The sequence below is a fragment of the Stenotrophomonas sp. YJH_SMC_79 genome (assembly GCF_059367995.1).
Genome location: NZ_JCAFRK010000004.1, coordinates 465832 through 489683, shown reverse-complemented (window position 1 = coordinate 489683; position 23852 = coordinate 465832). Strand labels below are relative to the sequence as shown.

Annotated in this window: 23 protein-coding genes; 17 read left to right on the top strand and 6 right to left on the bottom strand. The window is 66.9% G+C overall.

The annotated features are described in order from the left end of the window. Window positions 1-308: 308 nt before the first annotated feature. Window positions 309-1262 carry a helix-turn-helix transcriptional regulator gene (locus tag AC5P57_RS17535; protein ID WP_099553206.1) on the bottom strand — a complete coding sequence of 318 codons (954 nt, stop codon included), beginning with the start codon at window positions 1260-1262 and terminating at the stop codon, window positions 309-311. A 45-nt stretch (window positions 1263-1307) separates the two neighbouring features. Here AC5P57_RS17535 and AC5P57_RS17530 point away from each other — a divergent pair, with 45 nt between their 5' ends. The 8 genes from AC5P57_RS17530 to AC5P57_RS17495 all read left to right on the top strand — a co-directional run bounded on the left by AC5P57_RS17530 (window position 1308) and on the right by AC5P57_RS17495 (window position 9616). Continuing rightward, the gene (locus AC5P57_RS17530) at window positions 1308-1562 is read left to right on the top strand and encodes a hypothetical protein (protein ID WP_142806210.1); all 255 of its coding nucleotides are present in this window, start codon (window positions 1308-1310) and stop codon (window positions 1560-1562) included. A 146-nt stretch (window positions 1563-1708) separates the two neighbouring features. Further along, on the top strand, window positions 1709-2467 hold the full coding sequence (locus tag AC5P57_RS17525; protein WP_099553207.1) for an SDR family NAD(P)-dependent oxidoreductase: 759 nt from the start codon (window positions 1709-1711) through the stop codon (window positions 2465-2467). Between the two features lie 127 nt (window positions 2468-2594). Then, window positions 2595-3047: an MgtC/SapB family protein gene (locus AC5P57_RS17520; RefSeq protein WP_262234953.1), complete on the top strand. Its 453-nt coding sequence runs from the start codon at window positions 2595-2597 to the stop codon at window positions 3045-3047. Window positions 3048-3271: 224 nt separating this feature from the next. Beyond that, window positions 3272-4930 (top strand): L-lactate permease, encoded by a 1659-nt coding sequence (gene lldP / locus AC5P57_RS17515; RefSeq protein WP_099553209.1) that lies wholly within the window; start codon window positions 3272-3274, stop codon window positions 4928-4930. Window positions 4931-4983: 53 nt separating this feature from the next. Beyond that, window positions 4984-5748, top strand: coding sequence for a transcriptional regulator LldR (gene lldR, locus AC5P57_RS17510; RefSeq protein ID WP_012480578.1), 765 nt, complete (start codon window positions 4984-4986; stop codon window positions 5746-5748). 4 nt (window positions 5749-5752) lie between these two features. Then, window positions 5753-6892, top strand: coding sequence for an FMN-dependent L-lactate dehydrogenase LldD (gene lldD, locus AC5P57_RS17505; protein ID WP_262234954.1), 1140 nt, complete (start codon window positions 5753-5755; stop codon window positions 6890-6892). After that, the gene (gene dld / locus AC5P57_RS17500) at window positions 6889-8589 is read left to right on the top strand and encodes a D-lactate dehydrogenase (RefSeq protein WP_262234955.1); all 1701 of its coding nucleotides are present in this window, start codon (window positions 6889-6891) and stop codon (window positions 8587-8589) included. Before lldD ends, dld begins: the two co-directional genes overlap by 4 nt. Before the next feature lie 142 nt (window positions 8590-8731). Continuing rightward, the gene (locus AC5P57_RS17495; protein ID WP_262234956.1) at window positions 8732-9616 is read left to right on the top strand and encodes a hypothetical protein; all 885 of its coding nucleotides are present in this window, start codon (window positions 8732-8734) and stop codon (window positions 9614-9616) included. A 97-nt stretch (window positions 9617-9713) separates the two neighbouring features. Here AC5P57_RS17495 and AC5P57_RS17490 read toward each other — a convergent pair whose 3' ends face one another. Continuing rightward, window positions 9714-10010 carry a hypothetical protein gene (locus tag AC5P57_RS17490; RefSeq protein WP_005413768.1) on the bottom strand — a complete coding sequence of 99 codons (297 nt, stop codon included), beginning with the start codon at window positions 10008-10010 and terminating at the stop codon, window positions 9714-9716. A 171-nt stretch (window positions 10011-10181) separates the two neighbouring features. Here AC5P57_RS17490 and AC5P57_RS17485 point away from each other — a divergent pair, with 171 nt between their 5' ends. Together AC5P57_RS17485 and AC5P57_RS17480 are read left to right on the top strand one after the other, a co-directional pair. Further along, window positions 10182-10838 (top strand): decarboxylase, encoded by a 657-nt coding sequence (locus AC5P57_RS17485; RefSeq protein ID WP_099553219.1) that lies wholly within the window; start codon window positions 10182-10184, stop codon window positions 10836-10838. A gap of 68 nt (window positions 10839-10906) precedes the next feature. Then, window positions 10907-11686: a CDP-diacylglycerol diphosphatase gene (locus AC5P57_RS17480; protein WP_142806204.1), complete on the top strand. Its 780-nt coding sequence runs from the start codon at window positions 10907-10909 to the stop codon at window positions 11684-11686. Here the strand turns inward: AC5P57_RS17480 and AC5P57_RS17475 are convergent. Beyond that, window positions 11683-12282, bottom strand: coding sequence for a GNAT family N-acetyltransferase (locus AC5P57_RS17475; protein WP_099604049.1), 600 nt, complete (start codon window positions 12280-12282; stop codon window positions 11683-11685). The two genes, AC5P57_RS17480 and AC5P57_RS17475, sit on opposite strands and share 4 nt — an antisense overlap. 217 nt (window positions 12283-12499) lie before the next feature. Here AC5P57_RS17475 and AC5P57_RS17470 point away from each other — a divergent pair, with 217 nt between their 5' ends. Together AC5P57_RS17470 and AC5P57_RS17465 are read left to right on the top strand one after the other, a co-directional pair. Continuing rightward, on the top strand, window positions 12500-15226 hold the full coding sequence (locus tag AC5P57_RS17470) for a TonB-dependent receptor plug domain-containing protein (RefSeq protein WP_262234957.1): 2727 nt from the start codon (window positions 12500-12502) through the stop codon (window positions 15224-15226). A 104-nt stretch (window positions 15227-15330) separates the two neighbouring features. Next, window positions 15331-15978 carry a hypothetical protein gene (locus tag AC5P57_RS17465; RefSeq protein ID WP_262234958.1) on the top strand — a complete coding sequence of 216 codons (648 nt, stop codon included), beginning with the start codon at window positions 15331-15333 and terminating at the stop codon, window positions 15976-15978. 9 nt (window positions 15979-15987) lie between these two features. On the opposite strand, the gene AC5P57_RS17460 is transcribed toward AC5P57_RS17465, so the two are convergent. Continuing rightward, complete coding sequence (locus AC5P57_RS17460) at window positions 15988-16629, bottom strand: hypothetical protein (RefSeq protein WP_142806202.1); 642 nt, start codon at window positions 16627-16629, stop codon at window positions 15988-15990. Between the two features lie 184 nt (window positions 16630-16813). Between AC5P57_RS17460 and AC5P57_RS17455 the strand changes: the two genes are divergently transcribed. Further along, window positions 16814-17974, top strand: coding sequence for an amidohydrolase family protein (locus AC5P57_RS17455; protein ID WP_262234959.1), 1161 nt, complete (start codon window positions 16814-16816; stop codon window positions 17972-17974). 77 nt (window positions 17975-18051) lie between these two features. On the opposite strand, the gene AC5P57_RS17450 is transcribed toward AC5P57_RS17455, so the two are convergent. Both AC5P57_RS17450 and AC5P57_RS17445 read right to left on the bottom strand, forming a co-directional pair. Then, entirely contained in the window at window positions 18052-18489 is a 438-nt protein-coding gene (locus tag AC5P57_RS17450; protein ID WP_099553234.1) for a DUF3806 domain-containing protein, read from the bottom strand. A 131-nt stretch (window positions 18490-18620) separates the two neighbouring features. Continuing rightward, window positions 18621-19502: a LysR substrate-binding domain-containing protein gene (locus tag AC5P57_RS17445; RefSeq protein WP_262234960.1), complete on the bottom strand. Its 882-nt coding sequence runs from the start codon at window positions 19500-19502 to the stop codon at window positions 18621-18623. Between the two features lie 122 nt (window positions 19503-19624). Between AC5P57_RS17445 and AC5P57_RS17440 the strand changes: the two genes are divergently transcribed. The 4 genes from AC5P57_RS17440 (at window position 19625) to AC5P57_RS17425 (ending at window position 23796) form a co-directional block, all read left to right on the top strand. Continuing rightward, complete coding sequence (locus tag AC5P57_RS17440) at window positions 19625-20326, top strand: ankyrin repeat domain-containing protein (RefSeq protein ID WP_262234961.1); 702 nt, start codon at window positions 19625-19627, stop codon at window positions 20324-20326. A 52-nt stretch (window positions 20327-20378) separates the two neighbouring features. Next, on the top strand, window positions 20379-21836 hold the full coding sequence (locus AC5P57_RS17435) for an amidohydrolase family protein (protein WP_262234962.1): 1458 nt from the start codon (window positions 20379-20381) through the stop codon (window positions 21834-21836). 176 nt (window positions 21837-22012) lie between these two features. Next, window positions 22013-23068, top strand: a complete 1056-nt coding sequence (locus AC5P57_RS17430) for a sensor histidine kinase (RefSeq protein ID WP_262234963.1) — start codon at window positions 22013-22015, stop codon at window positions 23066-23068. Beyond that, complete coding sequence (locus AC5P57_RS17425) at window positions 23065-23796, top strand: LytR/AlgR family response regulator transcription factor (protein WP_262234964.1); 732 nt, start codon at window positions 23065-23067, stop codon at window positions 23794-23796. Before AC5P57_RS17430 ends, AC5P57_RS17425 begins: the two co-directional genes overlap by 4 nt. Window positions 23797-23852: the final 56 nt, after the last annotated feature.

Below are 23852 nucleotides of genomic sequence, written 5' to 3'. Positions count from 1 at the left end.
GCTGGGCCATGGCAGGTCGATTCAGGCGGCTGCGGTAGTGCCGGCCGCTGGCCGGCATCCGCGATGGCGCAGGAGCGTGTCGACCAAGGTCGACACCTACCAGAGCTGGGCCATGGCACGTCGATTCAGGTGGCTGCGGTAGTGCCGGCCGCTGGCCGGCATCCGCGATGACGCAGGAGCGTGTCGACCAAGGTCGACACCTACCAGGGCTGGGCCATGGTATGCCGATCGACCAAGATCGACACCTGCCAGGGCTGGGCCATGGTATGCCGATCGACCAAGATCGACACCTGCCAGGGCACAGGCCTTCAGCCCACCTTCGAGGGGCCCGTGCGCCAGCGGCTGGGCACCAGACCGAAGCGCTTGCGGAATGCAGCGGCAAAGTTGCTGGGGTGGCGGTAACCACTGGCGGCGGCGGCCTGCTCGACCGTCCAGCCGTCTTCGCGCAGGCCCTGCTCGGCATGGCGCATGCGCTGCTCATGCAGATAATCGAATACCGAACTCCCATACTGCTGGGCGAAATGACGGCGCAGCGAACTTGGGCTCATGCACGCCAGCTGCGCCAGTTCGACCAGGCTGTGGGCGTGGCTTGGGTCATCATGCAGGTAGGCGCGCACGCGCTCCAGCCGTTCGCGCTGGCCGGCACGCAGGGTGCGCACCTGTTCGGTCTGAAGATCCTCGGCCTGCAGGCCAACGGCGAGCAGCTGCAGGGCTACGCCCTCGCGCCACAGCGCATCGATGCCGTCCTGCCAGGGACTGTCGAACAACTGGCCCAGCACCGGCAGCAGGGTATGCGGAATCGCCCAGTGGCGGCACTCCAGGTGAGTGCTGAGCGCCGTGTGCAGCTGCGGCAGCTGGAACAGATCCGGATCGATCTCCGCCGGTACCATCACGCTGACGCCGCGCATGCGCGTTTCGCCGGGATGTGCACCGGTCATTTCGACCTGTTCGCGGTGGTGCGCGGTCATCGCAGTGCCCGCGCGCAGGGTGAAGCCACTGCGCCGGGGAATGCGTACATCCACCTGCCCCTGCAGCATCACGCGGATGGCCAGCCCGGGACTCTGCTGGGCAGTGGCGACGTATGGAAAGCGATTGTGGACGTCGGATGCGATCAGGCTCATGCCACCGCGCAGGAACTGCTCGTTGACTTCGCCATGGCCCGCCCACTGGTCGTCGCGCAGGTGTTCGGGGTCAGCGCGGTAGTCAAAGCCGTGGCGGTGGCCGAAGCGGCGGTAATCGGCAAAAGTGAAGTATCGGGACATTGCTCGGCACGTGCGCAGGAGGTGGACGCTGGCAGTACCTCGCCCATGCGCTCTGCATTGCAGATGCAGTTCCGGTCGTGGCCTGTGCGGACCCGCTGCGATGCGGTGGCGATGGCACGCTGGATGGCTGGGGAAACGCCAGATTGGAATGAGTGTGTCGAAGAAACTGGAAACGTTTCCCATTGTCGCCTTGATTCATCTGCATTTGATTTCGAGATGGTCAAAACGATTGACGATTACGGCCAAAGTGAAAATGCTGCTGAACATACGCCAGCGTTTTGCATGCATATCCGTACGTAATTCCATACATCAACTGGAGTTGAGGTTTTACGCGTGGAACGATCAGCCGTGGACGCGCTGTCTGCCGGGTCATCACGGATGAAGGCGTAGCGTGAGGGGTTCGCGGCGACACGCCGCATCGATACCCCCACAGAAGGAGAATGCAGATGATCGATTACCAGCTCACCGGCAAGACCGCGATCGTGACTGGCGGTGTATCCGGCATCGGCCTGGCGGCCGCGCAGACCCTTGCCGCATCCGGTGCGCGCGTTTCGGTATGGGACCTGAAACAGGACGCAGTGGATGCCACGGTGGCACGGCTGCAGGGCAGCGGTGCGCAGGCCATCGGCATCGCGCTGGACGTGACTGACGATGCCGCCGTCGAGGCGGCGGTGCAGCGCACGGTAAGGGAGCTGGGCGGTGTGCATGTCGCGGTCAACAACGCGGGCATCAGTGGGCCGGCCGCCAGCAGCGGTGACTATCCGATCGATGGCTGGCAGCGGGTCATCGACGTCAACCTCACCAGCGTGTTCCTGTGCCAGCGTGCGCAGATCCAGGCCATGCGTGCGGCCGGCACGGGTGGCAGCATCATCAACATGGCCTCGATCCTGGGCCAGGTGGGCTATGCCGGCTCCACCGCGTATGTTGCAGCCAAGCACGGCGTGGTCGGGCTGACCCAGACCGCCGCTTGGGAATACGCGGCCGACGGTATCCGTGTCAATGCGGTCGGCCCGGGCTTCATCAGCACACCGTTGCTGGAAAAAATGGATCCAAAGGTACGCGCCACGCTGGAAGGGCGGCATGCACTGAAGCGGCTGGGTACGGCCGAAGAAGTGGCAGCACTGGTGGCCTGGTTGGCCAGTGACGACGCTTCGTTCGCGACCGGCGCGTACTACGCCATCGATGGTGGCTACCTCGCGCAGTGAGCGAATGCGCGAGGTAGATCCACGCCATGCGTGGATGAAAGCGCGCGGTGAAGAAGGCGTGCCATCGCCTTCACCCCCGTCCCACGATCGCCGCGCGACGCTCCGGGAAAATCCCGGAGCCTTGCCCATGGAACTCACCCAGGATGTCTCGATCCTGCTGCGCGTGGCCGTAGCCATGTTGTTCGGCGGCGTACTCGGCGTCGAGCGCGAGATGGGCAAGCACGCTGCCGGTCTGCGCACGCACATGCTGATCGCGGGGGCTGCCGCATTGATCGTCGGCCTCGGCGATTCGGTGGCCGAACATTTCCAGCAGGAGCGCTACCGCGACCTGCTGCAGGTCGATCCGGTGCGCCTGATCGAAGCGGTGGTGGCCTGTGTCGGCTTCGTTGCCGCCGGCACCATCCTGCGTGGGTCACGCGAGGATCAGGTCAGCGGCCTGACCACGGCCAGCTCGCTGATCATGGCCGCAGCGATCGGGATCGCCGTGGGTATCGGCAAATACGTGATTGCCATCGGGGTGAGCGTGCTGTGCGTGCTGGTGCTGGCGGTGATGCGGCGGTTGGAGAAGCGGATTTCGTAGGGAATCCCGAGTTGCCGGCCAGCGGCCGGCACTACCGTGGTGACTCTAATGGTCGTACCAATATGTCGTCTAGCCCTATGGTCTAATAGGCTCTTCGTCGGAGTGGCGGTTAAATCCGCTGTAAGTGGTCTGATCGAACTCATTATTGGTACGACCAATAATCGACGGCCACGGCGATCCACCGCCTGCGGTGGGGCATCTTCCGCATCCAGTCGAGAGTCTTCATGCAGCCCTGGCAACACCTGTACGACCCCGCCGGCAACCTGTGGTTGTCCAGCCTGATCGCGCTGCTGCCGATCGCGTTCTTCTTCATTGCCCTGGCCGTGCTGCGCATGAAGGGCTGGCTGGCCGGCACCATCACCGTGGCCATCGCGCTTGGCGTGGCCCTGTTGTTCTACCGCATGCCGCTGAGCCAGGCGCTGGGCGCGGCCGGTTTCGGCTTCGTCTACGGCCTGTGGCCGATCGCCTGGATCATCATCGGCGCGGTGTTCCTCTACAAGGTCTCGGTCAAGACCGGCCAGTTCGACATCATCCGCGCTTCGATCCTGTCGGTGACCGAAGACCAGCGCCTGCAGATGCTGATGGTCGGCTTCGCCTTCGGTGCCTTCCTGGAGGGCGCGGCCGGGTTCGGTGCACCGGTGGCGATCACTGCGGCACTGCTGGTCGGGCTGGGTTTCAAGCCGCTGTATGCCGCCGGCCTGTGCCTGATCGTCAACACCGCGCCGGTGGCGTTCGGCGCAATGGGCATTCCGATCATCGTGGCCGGGCAGGTCACCGGCCTGGATGCATTCGAGATTGGCCAGATGGCCGGTCGCCAGCTGCCGTTCCTGACCATCATCGTGCTGTTCTGGATCATGGCGATCATGGATGGCTGGCGCGGCATCAAGGAAACCTGGCCGGCGGTGCTGGTTGCGGGTGGCTCGTTCGCCATCGCGCAGTACCTGACCTCCAATTTCATCGGCCCGGAACTGCCGGACATCACCGCGTCGCTGGCGTCGCTGGTCTGCCTGACCCTGTTCCTGCGCCGCTGGAAGCCGGTACGGATCTTCCGCTTCGATACCGAAACCAGCGCCGAGGCGGCCGCACAGGCACTGGAGGCGCCGCGCTACAGCGTCGGCCAGATCGCCAAGGCGTGGTCGCCGTTCCTGATCCTCACCGCGATGGTCACGCTGTGGAGCATCAAGCCGTTCAAGTCGCTGTTCGCGGCCGGCGGCCCACTGGAAGGCTGGGTGCTGAAGATCCCGGTGCCGGGCCTGGACCAGATGGTGCAGAAGATGCCGCCGATCGTGGACGCACCGCTCAGCTACGAGGCGGTCTACAAATTCGACTGGTTCTCGGCCACCGGCACCTCGATCATCCTCGCGGCGGTGATCGCGATCATCGCACTGCGCATGCCGGCCCGCTCGGCGCTGCACACCTTCGGCGAAACCGTGCGGGAGCTGCGCATGCCGATCTACTCGATCGGCATGGTGCTCGCCTTTGCCTTCATCGCCAACTATTCGGGTCTGTCGGCAACGCTGGCGCTGGCATTGGCGCACACCGGCGACGCGTTCCCGTTCTTCTCGCCGTTCCTGGGCTGGCTGGGCGTGTTCCTGACGGGTTCGGATACCTCGTCCAATGCGCTGTTCTCGGCGCTGCAGGCCACCACCGCACAGCAGATCGGCGTGTCCGACGTGCTCCTGGTAGCGGCCAACACCACCGGCGGTGTCACCGGCAAGATGATCTCGCCGCAGTCGATCGCCATTGCCTGTGCGGCGGTCGGCCTGGCCGGCAAGGAATCGGACCTGTTCCGTTTCACGGTCAAGCACAGCCTGATCTTCACCACCATGGTCGGCCTGATCACCCTGGCCCAGGCCTACTGGCTGACCTGGATGATTCCCTGAGCCATGCACGGCCAGCAGACCACCCACTGCGCGCTTCGGGCCACAATGGCGCCATGAGCACGCAACGTATTTCCGACAAGGTGGCCGCACAGCTGCGCGGCCTGGTGCAGGAACAACGGCTGCAGCCGGGTGACCGGCTGCCGGCCGAGCGCACCCTGGCGGTGCAGCTGGGGGTCTCGCGCACCGCGCTGCGCGAGGCCATCGCGCAGCTGGCCAGCCAGGGCCTGCTGACCGCACGCGTCGGTGGCGGTACCTACGTGGCCGAACCTGCGGCGCGCGCGCGGCAGGCGCTGGACGAACCACTGGCGCCGTACCTGCCGCTGTTCCAGGGCGACCCGGAATACCGCTTCGACGTGCTGGAGATCCGCCACGCGCTGGAAGGTGCCACTGCCTGGCATGCAGCGCTGCGTGCCACCGACGAGGACCGCACGCGCATCGCGCAGGCCTTCCAGACCATGATGGACGCGCACGGCAAGGACGACCCCACCGGTGAAGCGGAGGCTGACGCGGCCTTCCACCTGTCCATCGCCGAGGCCTCGCACAACCTGGTGCTGCTGCAGGTGATGCGCGGCCTGTTCGAACTGCTGCAGACCAACATCTCGCAGAGCCGCGAAAAGCTCTACACCTCGGCGAGGACCTTCTCGCCGTTGTCCGACCAGCACCGCGAGATGATGGATGCGGTGCTGGCCGGCGACCCCGAACGCGCGCGCGCCGCCGCGCATGCCCACCTCGAGTTCGTGCACACCACGCTGCGCACCCTCGATGACAACGAAGCCCGGCGTGCGCGGGCCTCGCGTCTACCTTCCCCACACGGTTGACCCCATGATCATCTCCGCCTCCACCGATTACCGTGCTGCAGCGCAACGCCGGCTGCCGCCGTTCCTGTTCCACTACATCGATGGCGGCGCGTATGCCGAGCACACGCTGAAGCGCAACGTTTCCGACCTGTCCGACATCGCGCTGCGCCAGCGCATCCTGCGCAACATGTCCGACCTGAGCCTGGAAACCGAGCTGTTCGGCGAAAAACTGGCGATGCCGGTGGCGCTGGCGCCGGTCGGCCTGACCGGCATGTATGCCCGGCGTGGTGAAGTACAGGCGGCGCGCGCGGCCGACAGCCGCGGCATCCCGTTTACTCTGTCCACCGTATCGGTGTGCCCGATCGAGGAAGTGGCACCGGCCATCCAGCGGCCGATGTGGTTCCAGCTGTACGTGCTGCGCGACCGTGGCTTCATGCGCAACGCGCTGGAGCGGGCGCAGGCCGCGGGCGTGACCACCCTGGTGTTCACCGTGGACATGCCGGTGCCGGGCGCGCGCTACCGCGATGCACACTCCGGCATGAGCGGCCCGAATGCCTCGCTGCGCCGCATCGGCCAGGCCATCACCCATCCGCACTGGGCGTGGGACGTGGGCCTGTTCGGCCGCCCGCATGATCTGGGCAACATCTCCACCTACCGTGGCAACCCGACCGGGCTGGAGGACTATATCGGCTGGCTGGGCAGCAACTTCGATCCCTCCATTTCGTGGAAGGACCTGGAGTGGATCCGCGAATTCTGGAAGGGCCCGATGGTGATCAAGGGCATCCTCGACCCGGATGACGCGCGTGATGCGGTCAAGTTCGGCGCCGATGGCATCGTGGTCTCCAACCACGGTGGCCGCCAGTTGGACGGCGTGCTGTCCACCGCGCGCGCACTGCCGGCGATTGGCGATGCGGTACAGGGCGACCTGAAGATTCTCGCCGATTCGGGCATCCGTACCGGCCTGGACGTGGTGCGCATGCTGGCGCTGGGTGCCGACACCGTGCTGCTGGGCCGTGCCTTCGTCTATGCACTGGCCGCGCAGGGCGAGGCCGGCGTGGCCAACCTGCTGGACCTGATCGCCAAGGAAATGCGCGTGGCGATGACATTGACCGGTGCGCGTCGCATCGCCGACATCGGCCGCGATTCGCTGGTCAGCCTGCCATGAGTGGCCACGATGCCGTGCTGGCACAGCTGCGCGACGCCGTCGGCAGCCGCCATGTGCTGACCGGCGACAAGGCCACGCGCCGCTTCCGCCGTGGCTATCGTTTCGGCGACGGCCCGGTGCTGGCGGTGGTGCGCCCGGGCACCTTGCTGGAGTTGTGGCGCGTGCTGCAGGCGGCGGTGCAGGGTGGGGCGGCGATCATCCTGCAGGCGGCCAATACCGGCCTGACCGGCGGCTCGACCCCGGATGGCAACGACTATGGGCGGCCGATCGTGCTGGTCAGCACGCTGCGCCTGACCGGCATCCAGCTGTTGAACGAAGGCCGCCAGGTGCTGTGCCTGCCCGGCGCCACGCTCGACCGCCTGGAGCAGACCCTGGCACCGCTGGGCCGTGAGCCGCATTCGGTGATCGGCTCGTCCTGCATCGGCGCCTCGGTGCTGGGCGGCATCTGCAACAACTCCGGCGGTGCGCTGGTGCGCCGTGGGCCGGCCTACACCGAGCTGGCGCTGTATGCGCAGGTCGATGCGCAGGGCCAGCTGCAGCTGGTCAACCATCTGGGCATTGCGTTGGGTGATACGCCCGAGCAGATCCTGCAGCGCCTGCAGGCCGGCGACTATGCTGCTGGCGACGTGGGTGACGGCGATGGCCGCGCCGCCTCCGATCCACGCTACGCCGAGGAAGTGCGCAGGGTCGATGCCGATACGCCGGCGCGTTTCAACGCCGACCCCAGCCGCCACTTCGAAGCTGCCGGTTCGGCCGGCAAGCTGGCGGTGTTCGCGGTGCGCCTGGACACCTTTGAAAAGGAGGCCGCCGAGGTCTTCTACATCGGCAGCAACCGCACCGACAGCCTCACTGCGATCCGGCGCCAGCTGCTGACCGGCTTCGAGCGCCTGCCGATTGCCGGTGAGTACATCCACCGCGATGCCTATGACATCGGCGAGCGCTACGGCAAGGACAGTTTCCTGTTGATCGATCGCCTCGGTACCGCGCGCGTGCCGGCCGCGTTCGCGCTGAAGAACCGTGTGGATGGCTGGTTCGAGCGGCTGGGTCTGCGCGGGGTGACTGATCGGGTGATGCAGGTGCTGACCGGCCTGCTGCCCTCGCACCTGCCCAAGCGCATGGGTGAATTCCGCCAGCGCTACGAGCATCACCTGTTGCTGAAGGTCTCCGCGCAGGACGCGGCGGCAACCGAGGCCTGGTTGCGCGGCTTCTTCGCCGGGCACGAAGGCGGCTTTTTCCACTGCACGGCGGAGGAGGGGCGCAAGGCGTTCCTGCATCGCTTCGCCGTGGCCGGTGCCGCGGTGCGCTACCGCGAAGTGCATCGCGAGCAGGTGCAGGACATCGTGGCGCTGGACATTGCCCTGCGCCGAGATGATGCCGATTGGTTCGAGCAGTTGCCGGCCGATATCGACGACCGCCTGCTGCACAAGCTGTATTACGGGCACTTCCTGTGCCACGTGTTCCACCAGGACTACATCGCGCGCAAGGGCGAAGACCCGATGGCGATCGAGCACGCGATGTGGGCGCTGCTGGACCAGCGCGGCGCCGAGTATCCGGCCGAGCACAACGTCGGCCACCTGTACCCGGCCAAGCCGGCGCTGGCCGGGTTCTACAAGCAGCTGGACCCGAGCAATACGTTCAATCCCGGTATCGGCCAGACGTCGAAGGCCAAAGGGTGGGGTGGCTGCGACTGCGGATGATGTGGAGCCGAGCCAGCGCTTGGCTGGTGTTTGTAGTGAGAAGCAGTCGAGCATGGCTCGACGCTACAAAGGCGAATGTCGAGCAGGCTCGCTGCCGCCCGGGCAACGGTTACCATCGTAAGCCCAACCGCAGGAGCCATCCATGCCCACCGCTGCCGCCCGTGCCATCCTGTGCGTTGTAGTGCTGGCCACCCCGGTGCTGGTGCTGGCCCAAGGCTCGATCCTGCCGCAGCAGCGCGATGCCGCCGGCAATGTGATGGAGCCGCTGGGGCAGGTGCTGATCGCGAGTGAGACTGGACCGTCGGGTCTTTATGACTGCACCCGGGACGGCAACTGGTGCGTGCGCGTGCAGCCGGTCTCCGAGGAGGGTGACCGGCCCACCATGCTTGAGGTGCTGGAAAAGGTGCAGGGCCAAGGCAAGCCCCACAGCTATCGCGTCAGCATCGACGTGCCGCAGGAAAGCGAGCTGTCGCTGTGGCCATGGATCGTGCGGCTTGCCCCAGGCGTGGGCAGCGATGAACCAGTGACCGATCCGCAGCAGCGCGCCCGCCAGAATGTGCTGGTGGGTGGCATCGTCACGTTCAGCGCCATGTACTCCGGTGGAGGTGCCGACGCGTCCACGCTGCAGCTGGCACGCGTGCGCCACCTGCAGGACGACATCCAGGTGGACGACGACGTGCTGACCGTGCCATGGCTGGGCAGTGCGATGATCCGCGCCTGTTTCAGCGAGCAGGACATCAAGCAGCGCGCAGGTGCCTGCCACGACGAATACGGGTTCTCGGCAAAGCTTGCGCTGGATACGGTTGCCGGGGGCATGCCGGTGCTGCGCTACCAGACCGTGGCGACCCGGTTCCCGGCCGGTGTTTCGCGCTTCGAGGATTCGCTGGCCAAGGGGCCGCTGAAGAAGAAGGACCTGCGCAGCGAGCAGGATCCGGCATGCACCTATACCCGGCTGTTCCACTTCCGCGAGGGCATGTTCCACCCGGACCAGGAATTGCCGGACTGCGCCGGCTATACCGAACCCTGAAATGTAGCGTCGAGCCATGCTCGACTCGGGTTCCCGCGTGGCCCGACCAGAGAGCAGCCGAGCGTGGGCTCGGCTCTACAGAAGCCCGTGGCGGCGCTTACTCGCAGCGCGTGGACGTGATGATGTTGTCCTTGTCCACGAACACGCGCAGGCGGTCCTGGCGGATGTCCTTGGTGGTGATGGTGCTGGGGCCGATCGGGTTGACCAGGCCGGCACCACTCTCGCGGGACAGGCGGCGGATGTTGGGCTCATTGGCCGGCTGGCCGATCGCCCAGCCCAGCTGGCTGGCGTCGCAGCGGCCGCTCCCTTTGACTTCCGGGCCAGGGGTGCTGACGCAGGCCGACAGCAGCAGGGCAGAGGCCGGCAGCAACAGGGACAGACGGAATGCAGACATGCGAGCGCTCCTGCGCAGGGGAAGATGGCGGGAACGATAGCACCGAGCGTGCGAAAGGCGTCAGCGCCCCGGTCATTGCCGGCACAGCGTGGTCATTGCATAGTGGGAGGAATGGCTGGCAGTACGCCAGCGGGCAGGCCGGGCCTTTCCGGCGCAGGCGTTGGACACGGTATGACGGCAGGCAGTTTCCGCGACAAGGGCAGGACGATGATGGCACTGGCGCTGTCCATGCTGGGCATGGCGTTTGCCGCCTCCGCTGCCGCACCGGAACCTGTGCCGGTCGACCCCCCGGTGTTCGGCGCCTGGCGCAACCTGCAGACCGAGGCCGGCTACACGCCGGCCCAGCGCGACCTCGCCTTTGCCATGCTGCCGCAGGCCTCCACCCGCGGTGATCGATTCGCCATTGTCGACCGTGAGGGCAAGCGCGCGGTGTGCTGCCTGCAGGTGGCCAGTCCGTCGCTGGGCGTGGCCGCGCTGCGCGAGCAGTACCACCTGCCGCAGGCCTGGGTGACCGACCTGAGCAATGGCCGCAGCCCGGCACGCCCCTATGTTCCGCACGTCTACGCGATGCAGCGGGTGGACGAACTGGCCGACTACAGCTTCGCCGATGTGCCGGGCGCCTACAGCGACCTGGGCGGGCTGTTGATTCCGGAAGGTGCCGCGCTGGAGGCCGACGGCAGTGCCGTGCGCCTGGGGGACACCCGCTACCCGCTGCATTTCCAGCGCCAGCCGCATGCCGATGACGATGGCGCGCTGGATCGCTACACCCTGCAGACAGGCGAGGGCGCCGCCCCGATCGTGGTTGAAGTGCCGTTCGGCACTTACTGATTGCAGCGCTCCATTGGCTAGAATGCGGCGCGGCGCCGTCTGCCGTGCCTGTTCCGTGAGCCGTTGCCGTGTCCCTGCGCCCCTTCCTGCTGCCATCCCTGCTGCTGTTGTCCGCCTGCGCCAGTGCGCCCCCACCGCCTCCGGCCCATTCCGATGCGCTGTGGCGGTTGATCGAACGGGACTGCCGTGGCGCCGAAGGTCCACGCGGCGACTGCCTGCGCGTGGAGACGGCTGCGGACCGCCGCGATGTGCTGGTCAAGGACGCGCACGGCGACTATCAGTTCCTGCTGATGCCGCTGGACAAGGTCAGCGGGATCGAGAACCTCGCCCTGTACCAGCGCGGTGCGCCGAATTACTTTGCCGCAGCCTGGCAGGCGCGCAGCCACACCGAACGGGCCCTGGGCCAACCGCTGCCGCGCAGCGTCGCCAGCCTGGCGCTGAATTCACCACATGGCCGCTCGCAGCACCAGCTGCATATCCATGTTGACTGCCTGCGCGCCGATGTGCTGCAGGCCCTGGATGCACATGCCGGTGCCTTGGGCACCCGGTGGGCGCCACTGCCGGTACTGCTGCGCGGCCATCAGTACCGGGCCCGGCTGCTGCCGGGCGCGGAGCTGACCGCCAATCCGCTCAATCTGCTGGCCTATGACCTCGCTGGCGTGGACGACGTGGGCCAGTGGAGCCTGGTCGTGGCCGGCCGGGACGCCGTGCAGGGCGGCCCGGGCTTCATTCTGCTGGCGACCCGTGTGGACGCCGGCACCGGCAATGAGGCCAGCGCCGAAGAGCTGCAGGACCACGCCTGCTCGGTGTTGACCGGCGCAAGCGACTCCTTGGAGCGGGTCCGCTAACCCTGGGGCTGCTGGCGGCTGCGCCAGACCGGTGCGGTCAGCGCCAGCAGCTTGCGATCCTGCCAGCCATCCAGATCCAGATGATGGTCGCGCAGCAGGCCTTCCTGCTCGAAGCCGAAGGCGTGCAGCGCAGTGGCGAACGGGTCACTGCAGTCCGGCGGCAGCATCACGAACAGGCGGTGCAGGCCGACATCCTCGAACAGGAACGGGCACAGTGCGTGCAGCATCGCGTCGGTGTGCGCGTGCCAGTGCTGCAGTGACAGCAGCTCGGCGCAGCGCGAGTGCAGCGAATGCAGGCGGACGTGCAACTGGTCCAGCACGGTCCCGTGCTGGTCATCGAAAACACCCAGCATCAACTGGTCGTTGTCCTGCTCAAGGCGCGAGCGGTGCATGTGGGCGAGGAAACGTGCTTCTTCGTCAAGGCCAGGGTGAAGATGCCGACCGCGCCGGCGTCGGTCGTCGAACAGGCGCCAGGCCGGCAGGTCGGCCCGCTGGAACGGGCGCAGGGTGACCGGCGCCACCTGCAGCTGCAGCAGATGGCGGCGCGACACAGGGCGCAAAGGGGGGAGGAGGGATGTGGGGTACGGGGTCATCATCCCCGGAACGATGGCAACGCCCGGTTCGCCAGACCATTCAAAAGATTGCAAAAACACGACGATCACCGGGCGGGGCCTGATTCGGTTCAGGCATAAGGCCATCAGGGCTGGTCATTTCCGTTGAAACCACCCATTCAGGACACTTTCGTTACGGGATCGTTATGTGCCGCGCACGCCTCCGGTCCCGTACCACCCGCCCAACTCCCCCAGGAAGCCCATGTCCGCCTCTCACAAGGCGCTGCGCCCGCGTCCGCTGGTGCTCGCGCTGTCGTCCCTGATGCTGGTCTCGTTGCCGGCCTTCGCGCAGGAAAGCGCACCCACCTCGCTGCAGGAAGTGAAGGTCACCGGCTCGCGCATTCCGCGCGCCAGCGTCGAAGGGCCGTCCCCGGTGACCGTGATCAGCCGCGAGCAGATCGACGCGCAGGGCTACCGCAATGCGTTCGACGCGCTGAGCGCCCTGACCGAAAACACCGGCAACGTGCAGGGCGAGGACTTCGGCAACACCTTCACTCCGGCGGCCAACACCATCAACCTGCGCGGCCTTGGCCCGAACCGCACGCTGGTGCTGGTCAACGGACGCCGCCAGGCTGACTACCCGCTGGCCTACGAAGGCTCGGTGAACGTGGTCAACCTGGCCAACATTCCCAGCGCCCTGATCGAGCGCATCGAGGTGCTGGCTGCCGGTGCGTCGGCGGTGTACGGCTCGGATGCCATCGCCGGCGTGGTCAACATCATCCTCAAGGACCGCTTTGAAGGTGTGGACGTGAACGTGCGCGCCGGCGGCACCCAGCAGGGCGGTGGCGACAACCAGCGCGCGCAGGTGGTCGGTGGCAGTTCCGGCGAGCGCTGGGATGCCCTGTTCGGCTTCGAGTTCGACGTGCGCAAGGCGATCCATGCACGCCAGCGCGACTTCATGGATTCGCTGGAGGACGATCCGACTGGCAAGGCGCCGCAGGCGACCGCGATCGCGTATCGCCGCAACGCTGCCACCGGTCGCAACATCGATCCGGGCGTCAATGGCTGCGACGCGGCGTCGGACATTTATGGCGGCAGCGTGTTCCGCGCCTTCAACCCGCGCCAGGGCTGGTATTGCGGCAGCAACGAGGCCGCCGCCAGCTACTGGACGGTGCAGACCGAGAAGCGCAATCTCAACGGCTACGGCCTGCTGACCTTCCACGTCAACGAGACCACCGACCTGTTCGCCGATCTGGCCGTGGGTAGCGCACGCATCACCAACAACACCCGTGCGCCCACCTGGACCTCGGCCCGCAATTACTTCTACAACCAGACCACCGGCAACCTGGAAAGCTGGTACCGCCGCTTTGCACCCGAGGAAATCGGTGGCCTGCCGCGCAATGCCAACCGTTTCCTGGAAAACTCCTGGTCGTTCAACGTCGGCGCGCGCGGCCAGATCGGTGACAGTGGCTGGGATTATGAAGCGGTCTACAGCCGCTCACGCTACGAGAACCGCACCCGTCGCCCGGTGCTGCTGGCCGGCATCAATGAATACCTGCTTGGCCCGAAGCTGGGCGTGCGCAATGGCGTAGAGGTCTATGCGCCGGACCCGGCGCGCCTGTTCCAGCCGCTGAGCCCGAACGAGTACCAGGACCTGTCCGGCTACCAGGAGAGCCGCAACGCGGCGTGGCTGCAGACTTTCAGCGCCAGCGTCAACGGCCGGCTGTTCGCACTGCCAGGTGGCGATGCCGCGCTGGCCGCCGTGGTCGAGGCCGGCAGCCAGGGTTACCGCAATCGCCCGGACCCGCGCCTGGGCACCGGCGAGTTCTGGAACACCAGCGCCGGTATCGGTGCCGGTGGCGAGCGCGACCGCTATGCTGCCGGCGTGGAGCTGCAGCTGCCGTTGCTGCAGTCGCTGACCACCACCCTGGCCGGTCGCTATGACCAGTACCGTGCCGGTGGCGAGCACATCGGCAAGGCAACCTGGAGCTTCGGCGTCGAGTTCCGCCCGATCGAGAGCCTGTTGATCCGTGGTACGGCTGCCACCAGCTTCCGTGCGCCGGACATGAACTACGTGTTCGCGACCGAGACCCGCGGCTACAACCCTGGCATGACCGACTACTGGCGTTGCCGGACTGCGGGCCAGTCGTACGACAACTGTGACTACAACGGCCTGTCGATCGACTACAGCAACCGTGCCAACGCGCAGCTGCAGCCGGAATCGGCCAAGTCCTATGGTTTCGGCGTGGTCTGGTCGCCGCTGGCCGGCCTGGACTTCAGTGCCGACTATTACGACATCCGCATCGACAACGAGGTGACCAGCCTCGATACCAGCCGCATCCTGCGTGACGAGGCCGATTGCCGGCTGGGAAAGACGCTGGGCGGCGAGGCGCGTGATATCGGTTCACCGCTGTGCCAGGACGCGCTGTCGCGTGTGATCCGCAACCCGTCCAATGCCACGGTGCAGCCGGACCAGGTGACCCGTGTGCTGATCAACCCGATCAACGCCGCCTCTGAATCGGTTCGCGGGCTGGACCTGAAGGGCAACTGGCGTTTCGATGCCGGCCGCTATGGCCGCTTCACCACGCGCCTGGCCTACACCGTGGTGCTGGAGCACAAGTACCGGCAGTTCTCCGATGATCCGGAGCGTGACATCCGCAATTCGCTGGATGACTACCAGTGGCGCAGCAAGGCCAACGGCAGCATCACCTGGAACCAGGGTGACTGGACCACCACGCTGTACGGCAACCGCTTCGGCTCGCTGCCGAAGACCGATGGCAGTGGCCGCATCGCGCCGTACATGACGTACAACGCCAGCGTCTTCCGCCAGTTCGGCGAGAACCTGTCGGTGGGCGTGATCGTCAACAACCTGCGTGACAGCCGCCCGCCAGCGGACAGGAACGGTGGCGGCTGGCCGTTCTACCCGGTCGGCAACTACGACCCGTACGGCCGCCAGTACTGGGTGCAGCTGGACTACCGGTTCCGCTGATCCGGCAGGCGAACGAAAGGCCCGGCATTGCCGGGCTTTTCTTTGTGCGGCGCATCCGTGTTGCCGGCGCGCACGTGGCATGCTGTGGCGATACATGGAGGAGGATGCGCATGGATGTCAGGATGTGGAGTGTGATTGCCGTACTGGCCGTTGCCGGTTGCAGCAGCGAGCAGGCGGCCAGCGTGGACGAGGCTGCGGACGCGACCAGTGCCGCGCCCGTGCTGTCCCTTTCCAACCCAGCGACCGATGCTGGATCAGTGCGCGTGCCAACGGCATCGATGCGGGTGACGGCCAAGCAGGCGCCTGCGGATGCGGAGGGTCACTTCCTCGAGGGCGAGCGCTTGCTGTTGACCGAAGGTGCACTGTCGACGGAAAAGAGCGACGTGGTCCTTGGCTCGGACAATGCCTTTGCACAGGCGATCAGCCAGTTCGAGCGGGACGCGGCGGGCCACCCGGAAGTGCAGGACCTGACCCGGCTCTACAGGGCGGCCGCGACCCGGCTCATCGGCAGCGGCGGCACGCTGGTGTCTTTCGCCTGTGGCTACAGCCTGTGTGTCGGCGAGATACGAAGCCGTACCGACAAGGATTTCAGTGCCTGGTCCGAGGCGATCGGTATGGACAAGGGTGCCCCGGTCTACAGCCTGGCCACTGCGCCGATGACGTGGGGCAGGGATCAGCATGGTGGGCGCTTCGTATTCTCGGTGGACCCGGCATCCAACAGCATTACCGCGCAGTGGGGCCCTGACCGGTGACACATGCAGCTAGGGCAGCGCTTGTTGCAGGTACGACTCGATGACGTAGCTGAAAGGCTGCTGCTGGCGGTCGCGGAGCAGGGCCCGAACTTCCAGGATGACGCCCTGGTCGCCTTCACCGCGTGGCGGCCAGAAGGTCTGATCGGCCAGCGTCTGGCGCTTGAAGCCGAGCGGGCCGACCACCCGGCCGAAGGGTTCATCGGTGGTATCGAGCACCTGGTTCATGGCCGGACTGAGGTGGCCGGGCAGGTACCAGTTGTCGGCCTCGGACAGCACGCGGCTGCCACAGACCAGCTGCACGCGGCGATAGCGCAGTTCGGTGCCCGGTTTCGCGCCCAGCGCCTGCAGCACGTCGGTGGGCGCGGGCTTGTCCTGGCCGTGTACGCGCACCGCACGCACCCGCGCCTGTTCGGCCAGGCCGTGCTCGGCGCACCAGTGTTCCAGCGTGGCGGTGGCGCTCTGCCCGGACAGCACGCGCTGGTGCAGGCGCTCGACCAGCGCCGCCGGGGCGATGCGCTGCTGGCCCGGTGGCGCCTGCAGCGGCGCGGTGGCGGCCGTATCAGTGGCGGACAGGCTGGCGATCGGGGCAGCAGCAAGCAGGGACGCGGCCTGCCAGCGGCGGAGACGATCGTGGCGGTCGGACGGGCCCATGCGGCATCACAACGGAAACAGGTGCCTATGGTACCCGTTCAGGCGTGTGCACGGCGTGGCTGTGACCGGTTGTCGCAGGGGTGTTCATCGTTCTGGTGAATGTGTGGCATCCAGATATTTCGTTGGCCGATGGCAGTGCCAGCGCGCAGGATGGCGCCATGACTTGGCTTTCCGGGAGTTTCCGATGACGCTTCAGTTCGTCCATGGCGCGGTTGACCGCGACGGTGCGCCGCTGCATTTCCATATCCACGACGGTCGCATCAGTGGTTTCAACGGCGAGGCCGCGCCGGCCGAAGGGGCGGAATGCGTCGACCTGCAGGGCTTCACGATGCTGCCCGGGCTGGTCGACGGCCACATTCACCTCGACAAGAGCTTCGTCGGCGACCATTGGCACCCGCACCAGCCGGTGAACAGCCTGCGTGAGCGGCTGGCGGTGGAGAAGGCGGCGGTGGCGGGTGCGGCACCGATGGTGGACCGTGCCGAGGCCTTGATCCGCCAGTGCAGTGCGTTCGGTACGGTGGCGATGCGCTGCCATGTCGATATCGACGCCAGCACAGGTCTCGGCCATCTCGAAGCGGTGCGCGAGGCGGCGCTGCGCTGCGCCGACATCATGCGGATCCAGCTGGTGGCGTTTCCGCAGGCCGGGGTGATGTCCTGCCCGGGCACCGCTGCCGTGCTCGAGCAGGCCATCGCAGCGGGCGTGGAGGTACTGGGTGGCATCGACCCGACCACGCTGGATGGCGATGCCGAAGGCCAGCTCGCGCTGCTGTTCGGCCTGGCCGAGCGTTATGGCGTGCAGCTGGACATCCACCTGCACGAGCCCGGTGAAACCGGGCTGGCCCAGCTGCTGCGCATCGCAGCACGCACCCGTGCCGCGGGCCTGCAGGGGCGCGTTGCCGTCAGCCATGCCTACTCGCTGGGCGACGTGCCGTTGGCGCGCGCGCTGCAGGTGGGTGAGGCACTGGCCACGGCGGGCGTAGCGATCATGAGCAACGCGCCGGGTGATCATCCGTTCCCGCCTTTGCGCGCGCTGCATGATGCCGGCGTGCGCGTGTTCGCAGGCAACGACAACATCCGCGACTGCTGGTGGCCGTATGGCAATGGCGACCTGCTGCAGCGGGCGATGCTGCTCGGCTATCGCTCGGGCTTCTACACCGATGCCGACCTGATGCTCGCGTTGGACATGGTCACCACCCATGCCGCGCAGGTGATCGGTCTACCGCGCTACGGTATTGCCGAAGACCTGCCGGCCACTTTCGTGGCGGTGCGCGCCGACCACGGCCCGGTCGCAGTGGCTGCGGTGCCGGTGGAGCGCCGGGTGGTGGTTGATGGTCGCTGGCTCTAGATCCACGCCATGCGTGGATGGCACCATCGCGTGGTCTCATTCATCCACGCATGGCCTGGATCTCCCCCGATGGGCCGTCAGGCGTAATCGTCGGCGCGGGTGGCGACGAATTCCTCAAGCCACGCAAGCAGGTGGGCGATGTCGATGATCTCGCCCTGCTCGACGCGCTTGAGCAGCAGCGTGCTGGCGCCGATCTGCAGGCTGCTGTCGGCATAGCGCAGCACCGCGTCGATGCCCCAGGCATCGGTGACCTGCATCCAGGCAAGGCCCGGCACGCGCTGGGCCAGGGTGTCACCGAACGCCACGCCCAGCGCTTCCCAGCCATCGCAGTCGTCACGATCGATCAGCTCGGCATCGACCACGCGCTGCAGGGTGGTGGCCGCCAGCGGCCACTGCACCGGCAACGTCGGGAAGCCGACGGCCACGCGCGCGGCGATCAGCGAACGCTGGTGCTGCAGATGCGTCTGCAGGGCAGCGGGCAGGGGATCGAAGCGGGTCGGGATTTCGTCGGACATCGCAAGGCGCCGTGGAGCACGGAAACAACAGGCACTGTACGAGGCGATGGTGCCCGCCGTACGGCCGGAGTGGCCATGTTTCGATGCGCGGTGCGCGAAAGGCATCCACGCAGGGCGTGGATCTGCTGTGGTCAGTCCGGTTCGCGCTGCACCTGCCGCCACAGCTCGCTGGCCAGAGCGCGCACGGCATCATCAGCGTCCGCGCGATGCAGCAGGCCGATTTCGTAGTTGTTGATCACCGGCAGCTCACGCTCGCCATCGATGATGCGGTGTTCGCGGGTAACCGCGCGACGCGGCAGCAGACTGATGCCGATGCCATCGGCCACCGCGCCCTGGATGCCACTCAGCGACGAGCTGGTGAAGGCGATGCGCCAGCGCAGGCCCAGCGCTTCCACGGCGTGGATCATCTCATCGCGGTACAGCCCACGCGGCGGGAACGTGACCAGTGGCAGGGGGTCCTGCAGCAGGCAGCTGCTGCGCAGGCTGTCGATCCAGTGCATCGGCTCGCGCCGGCAGTGTACGGCCTGGCGGCTGTTGCGCCGCTGCTTGACCAGCACCAGGTCCAGCTCGCCGTGATCGAAGCCGTGCGCCAGGTCACGGCTCAGCCCACTGCTGATCTCCAGCTTCACCTGCGGGCGGCGGCGGCTGAAGGCGGCCAGCATGCGTGTGGTCTGTGCATTGACGAAGTCCTCCGGCACGCCGATGCGCACGGCGGTTTCCACCGTAGCCCCGGCCAGGGCCTGGGCCATTTCGTCGTTCAGATCCAGCATCCGCCGCGCGTAGCCGAGCAGGGTATGGCCGGCGTCGGTGGGGTGCACGTCGCGGTGGCCGCGTTCGAGCAGGCGATGCCCGGCCAGTTCCTCCAGCCGGCGTACCTTCTGGCTGACCGTGGACTGGGTCGAATGCAGGCGCGTGGCCGCCGTAGTGAAGCTGCCGCAGTCGGCCACCATCACCAGCGCCCGCAGCAGGTCCAGTTCGAACAGGGTTCTATTCGATTTGGCACTGTCTTGCATTTGAACATTTTACTTCTGGATACCCAGGCCGACTTCTACCATGCAGGGCAGGGGCCGGCAATGCCCGGCTGTTGCTACCGTCGCACGGCGTTCCGTGGCGACGGACATGAGGAGACACTGTCATGCGCGTCCATCGTTCCCCTGGCTGGCCTGCGCCGTTCACGCGCGTGCTGCTGTTGTGCCTGCTGGCCATGGTCACCCCCGCCTGCACCGCCATGTCCAAAGCCGACATCGATGGCCGCCTGCGTGATGCCGCCAGCCGCGGCGACGCCGATGCGGTGCGACAGGCGATCGAGGATGGCGCCACGCTGGAGGCGCGCGATGGCCAGGGCCGCACCGCGCTGCTGCTGGCCACGCACGGCAACAACGTGGATGCCGCGCGTGAGCTGATCGAAGCCGGCGCCGACGTCAATGCCAAGGATGCGTTGCAGGACAGCGCCTACCTGTATGCCGGTGCGCGCGGCCTGGACGAGATCCTGGCGATGACGCTGGCGCATGGCGCCGATCTGCGCAGCACCAACCGCTACGGTGGCACCGCACTGATTCCGGCCGCCGAGCGCGGGCACGTCGCCACCGTGCGCACGCTGCTGCGCGCCGGTGTGGCGGTGGACCATGTCAACCGGCTGCACTGGACCGCGCTGCTGGAAGCGATCCTGCTTGGCGATGGCGGCGCGCGCCATGTGCAGATCGTGCAGCTGCTGCTGGAGGCCGGCGCCAACCCGGAGCTGGCCGACGGCGATGGCGTGACGCCGCTGGCGCACGCGCGCCAGCGCGGCTATACCGGAATTGAAACCCTGCTGCGCCAGCACGGCGCGGTGCGCTGAATGCAAACCCCTTCCACCCCGCACGCTGGTCGTGCCTACCAGGATCCTGTCCATGTTCCGCTCCCGTCCATTGTCCCTCGCCATCCTTCTTGCGGTTGCACCGTTGTCGGCGTCTGCCGCCGAGCGTGCTGACCTGTTGATCCGCAACGCCACCGTGGTTGATGTCGAGCACGCCAGCACCCTGGCCGGGCAGAGTGTGGTGATCCGTGGCGAGGACATCGTCGCCGTTGGCCCGGACGCGCAGCTGCGCAGCCAGTGGAGTGCGGCCCGCCAGATCGATGCCAAGGGCAAGTACCTGATCCCGGGCCTGTGGGACATGCACGTGCACTTCGGTGGTGGCCCGGCGCTGATCGAAGAGAACAAGGCACTGCTGCCGCTGTACATCGCGCACGGCATCACCACCGTGCGCGACTGTTCCGGTGATCTGCCCGGGCAGGTGCTGCAGTGGCGCGGCGAGATCGCCAAGGGCACCTTGTTCGGCCCACGCTTGCTCAGTTCGGGCGCGAAGATCGAGGGCATCAAGCCGGTCTGGAAGGGCACGATCGAAGTGGGCAGCGAGGCCGACGCCGACAAGGCAATCGCCCGCCTGCAGCACGACAAGGTTGATTTTGTGAAGATCACCGACAGCACGCTGAATCCGGAACTGTTCCTGTACTCGGCCAGTGCCGCGCGCAAGGCCGGCTTCAAGGCCTCGGGTCACATCCCGATGGCGCTGACCGTGGAGCAGGCGGTCGATGCCGGCCTGGCCTCGATCGAGCACCTGGACTACGCATTCAAGGCCGGCAGCAAGGACGAAGCGAAGATCGCCGCCGACTTCGGTGCCGGCCGCATCGACCGCGCCGAAGCCAACCGCCGCCTCGACGCCAGCTTCGACCGTGACACGGCGATGCACGCCTACCGTGATTTCGCCAAGCGTGGCGTATTCGTGACCCCGACCCTCAACGGTGGCCGCATCCTCGACTTCCTTGACCAGGATGACCACGCCAACGATCCGTACCTGGCCTACATCGGCCCGGGCCTGCGCGCGACCTACCAGTGGCGCGTGGACCGCGCGGCGAAGGCGACGCCGGCGCAGATCGAGGCGCGCCACGCGCAGTACCACCAGGTCGCTGCAGTGCTGCCGATGCTGCAGGAGGCCGGCGTGACGATCATCGCCGGTACCGATGCGGGCTTCCTCAACTCGTTCAACTTCCCGGGCATCGCCCTGCACCAGGAACTGCAGCTGTTCGTGAAGGAAGGCCTGAGCGCACCGCAGGCGCTGTCGGCCGCAACCCGTTCCGGCCCGGCCTGGTTCGGCCAGATGGACCGCTACGGCGGTGTCACGCAGGGCAAGGCTGCCGATCTCGTGCTGCTGACCGCCAACCCGCTGCAGGACATCGCTGCCACCGAAAAGATCGACAGCGTGATCCTGCGTGGCAACGTGTATGACCGTGCCGCGCTGGACAGGATGTTGGCTGATACCAAGGCCAAGGTGGCGGCGTGGAATGCAGGGGCGGCGAAAGCTGACTGATTGTGGGGTTGGACGGAATCCACGCATGGCGTGGAACTACCGGCGACCGTCAAGGTATCCATACCTGCGATCAGCAGTAGATCCACGCCATGCGTGGATGAGCCCCTTGCTTCCGGCACGGGAACGAACCGGTGCGGGCACCTAGCATGGTGCCCGTTTCCTGTTCGATTCCCTGCATGCCTGCTTTGCCACTTTCCCTGTTGCCCGCCCATGAAGCGCCGCTGTCGCTGCCTCGCCCGCTCGGGGTGATGCTGGCGTTGTGGGGGCTGCTCATCGCCACGTCCATTCCAGCGGTACACCTGAGCCAGCAACCGGGTGGCCTGGTGCCAGCGGCGTTGTTCATCCTCGGCGCCGAGTTGCCCTGGATGCTGGCGACGCCGTTGCTGTGGGCGGCGTGTCGGCGCTGGCCATTGCCGGGACGGCATCACCTGGCCGTCTGGATGCTGCTGGGCCTGCTGCTGACTCCGGCATTGACCGCTCTGGGCTGGGGGTTGGGCCACCTGCTGCTGCAGCTGTGGCAGGAACAGCCGCTGCCGTCGTCCGGGCAGGTGGCTCGGGCGATCGGCATTACCGCGCTGTTCGCCTTGCCAACATTCATCGCAGTGGCCGGTACAGGCCACGGCCTGGCCTGGCTGCAGCGACTGAAAGCACAATCGGAGGCCCTGCAGCTCGCCCGCGAAGTGGCCCTGCGCCAACACCTCCAGCATCATTTCCTGTTCAACGCGCTCAACGCCATCGGCGGCCTGGCGCTGCTGCGCCCGCTGGCGGCAGACGCAGCCCTGGTGCAGCTGTCCTCGCTGTTGCGCGACACCCTGCAATGCCCGGCGCAACGTTTGTTGGTGGATGAGCTGGGAGCGGCACAGGACTATGTGGCCCTGCAGTCGCTGTTGCATGACGAAGCGCTGCATCTACATCTTCAGGCCAGTGCCGAGGCCCTGGACTGGCCGGTGCCGGGGTTGTTGCTGCAGCCCCTGATCGAGAACGCCGTCCTGCACAGCGGCTGGCAGGCGGGGGATCCGCCGCTGCAGATCGAGCTGAAAGCAGAGGTACACCGCAACGGGCTTCAGGTGGCCGTGTTCAATCCCTGCCTGCGTCCTGCGCGTGGCGACGGCCTCGGCAGTGGCCTGGCCACGCTGCAGCGCCGCTTGGCGATGGTCGGCGGCCATCTGCAGGCTGGCCGCATGGACACCGGCTACAGGGTCTGCCTGCTCCTGCCGGAACGTGCGGCATGATGCGCCCGTTGAGCGTGTTGCTGGTGGATGACGTGGCGTTGGCACGTCACCGCCTGCGTGGGCTGCTGGCGCGTATCCCGCAGGTCAGGGTCGATGCCGAAGCTGCCAGCCTTGAACAGGCGCGGCACCTGCTGCTGGGGCGACGCTTCGATCTGTTGCTGCTGGATCTGGTGCTGCCTGATGGCCGGGGCTGGGAGCTGCCGGCGCAGCAGCCAGCGCTGGCCGCGCACACCATCTTCGTGACCGCGCTGCCACAGCATGCACTACAGGCTTTTGAACTGGGCGTGGCCGACTACCTGCTCAAGCCGGTGGCGATGCCACGACTGCAGGAGGCGATCGCGCGCGTACGGCGCCTGGCCGGGTTGCTCGACGAAGGAGAGTGCCATGCCCGGGCTCTGGCTGTTCCCGCCGCAGGCGGAACGCACTACGTACCCGTGGCGCAGATCGACTACATCGACATGGCCGGGCATTACGCCTGCGTCCATGTCGGGCCTCGCCTGCATCTGCTGCGCGAGCCGATTGCCCGGTTGGCCGAGCGTCTGGTGCCGAGCGGCCTGCTGCGCGTGCATCGCTCGGTGCTGGTCAACCCGTTGCGCGTGCAGGGCCTTGTCGAACGTCACAACGGTGACGCGCTGCTTGAGTTGGCCGGGGGTGTGCAGGTGCCGGTCAGTCGAAGTTACCGCCCCGCCTTGGCCGCGGCTCTGGAAGCACGCTTGAAACACGGTTGAGGCCAGCGGCGGCACGGTTGGCGCCATCGACGCTGGATTCTGCGGGACACGCATGG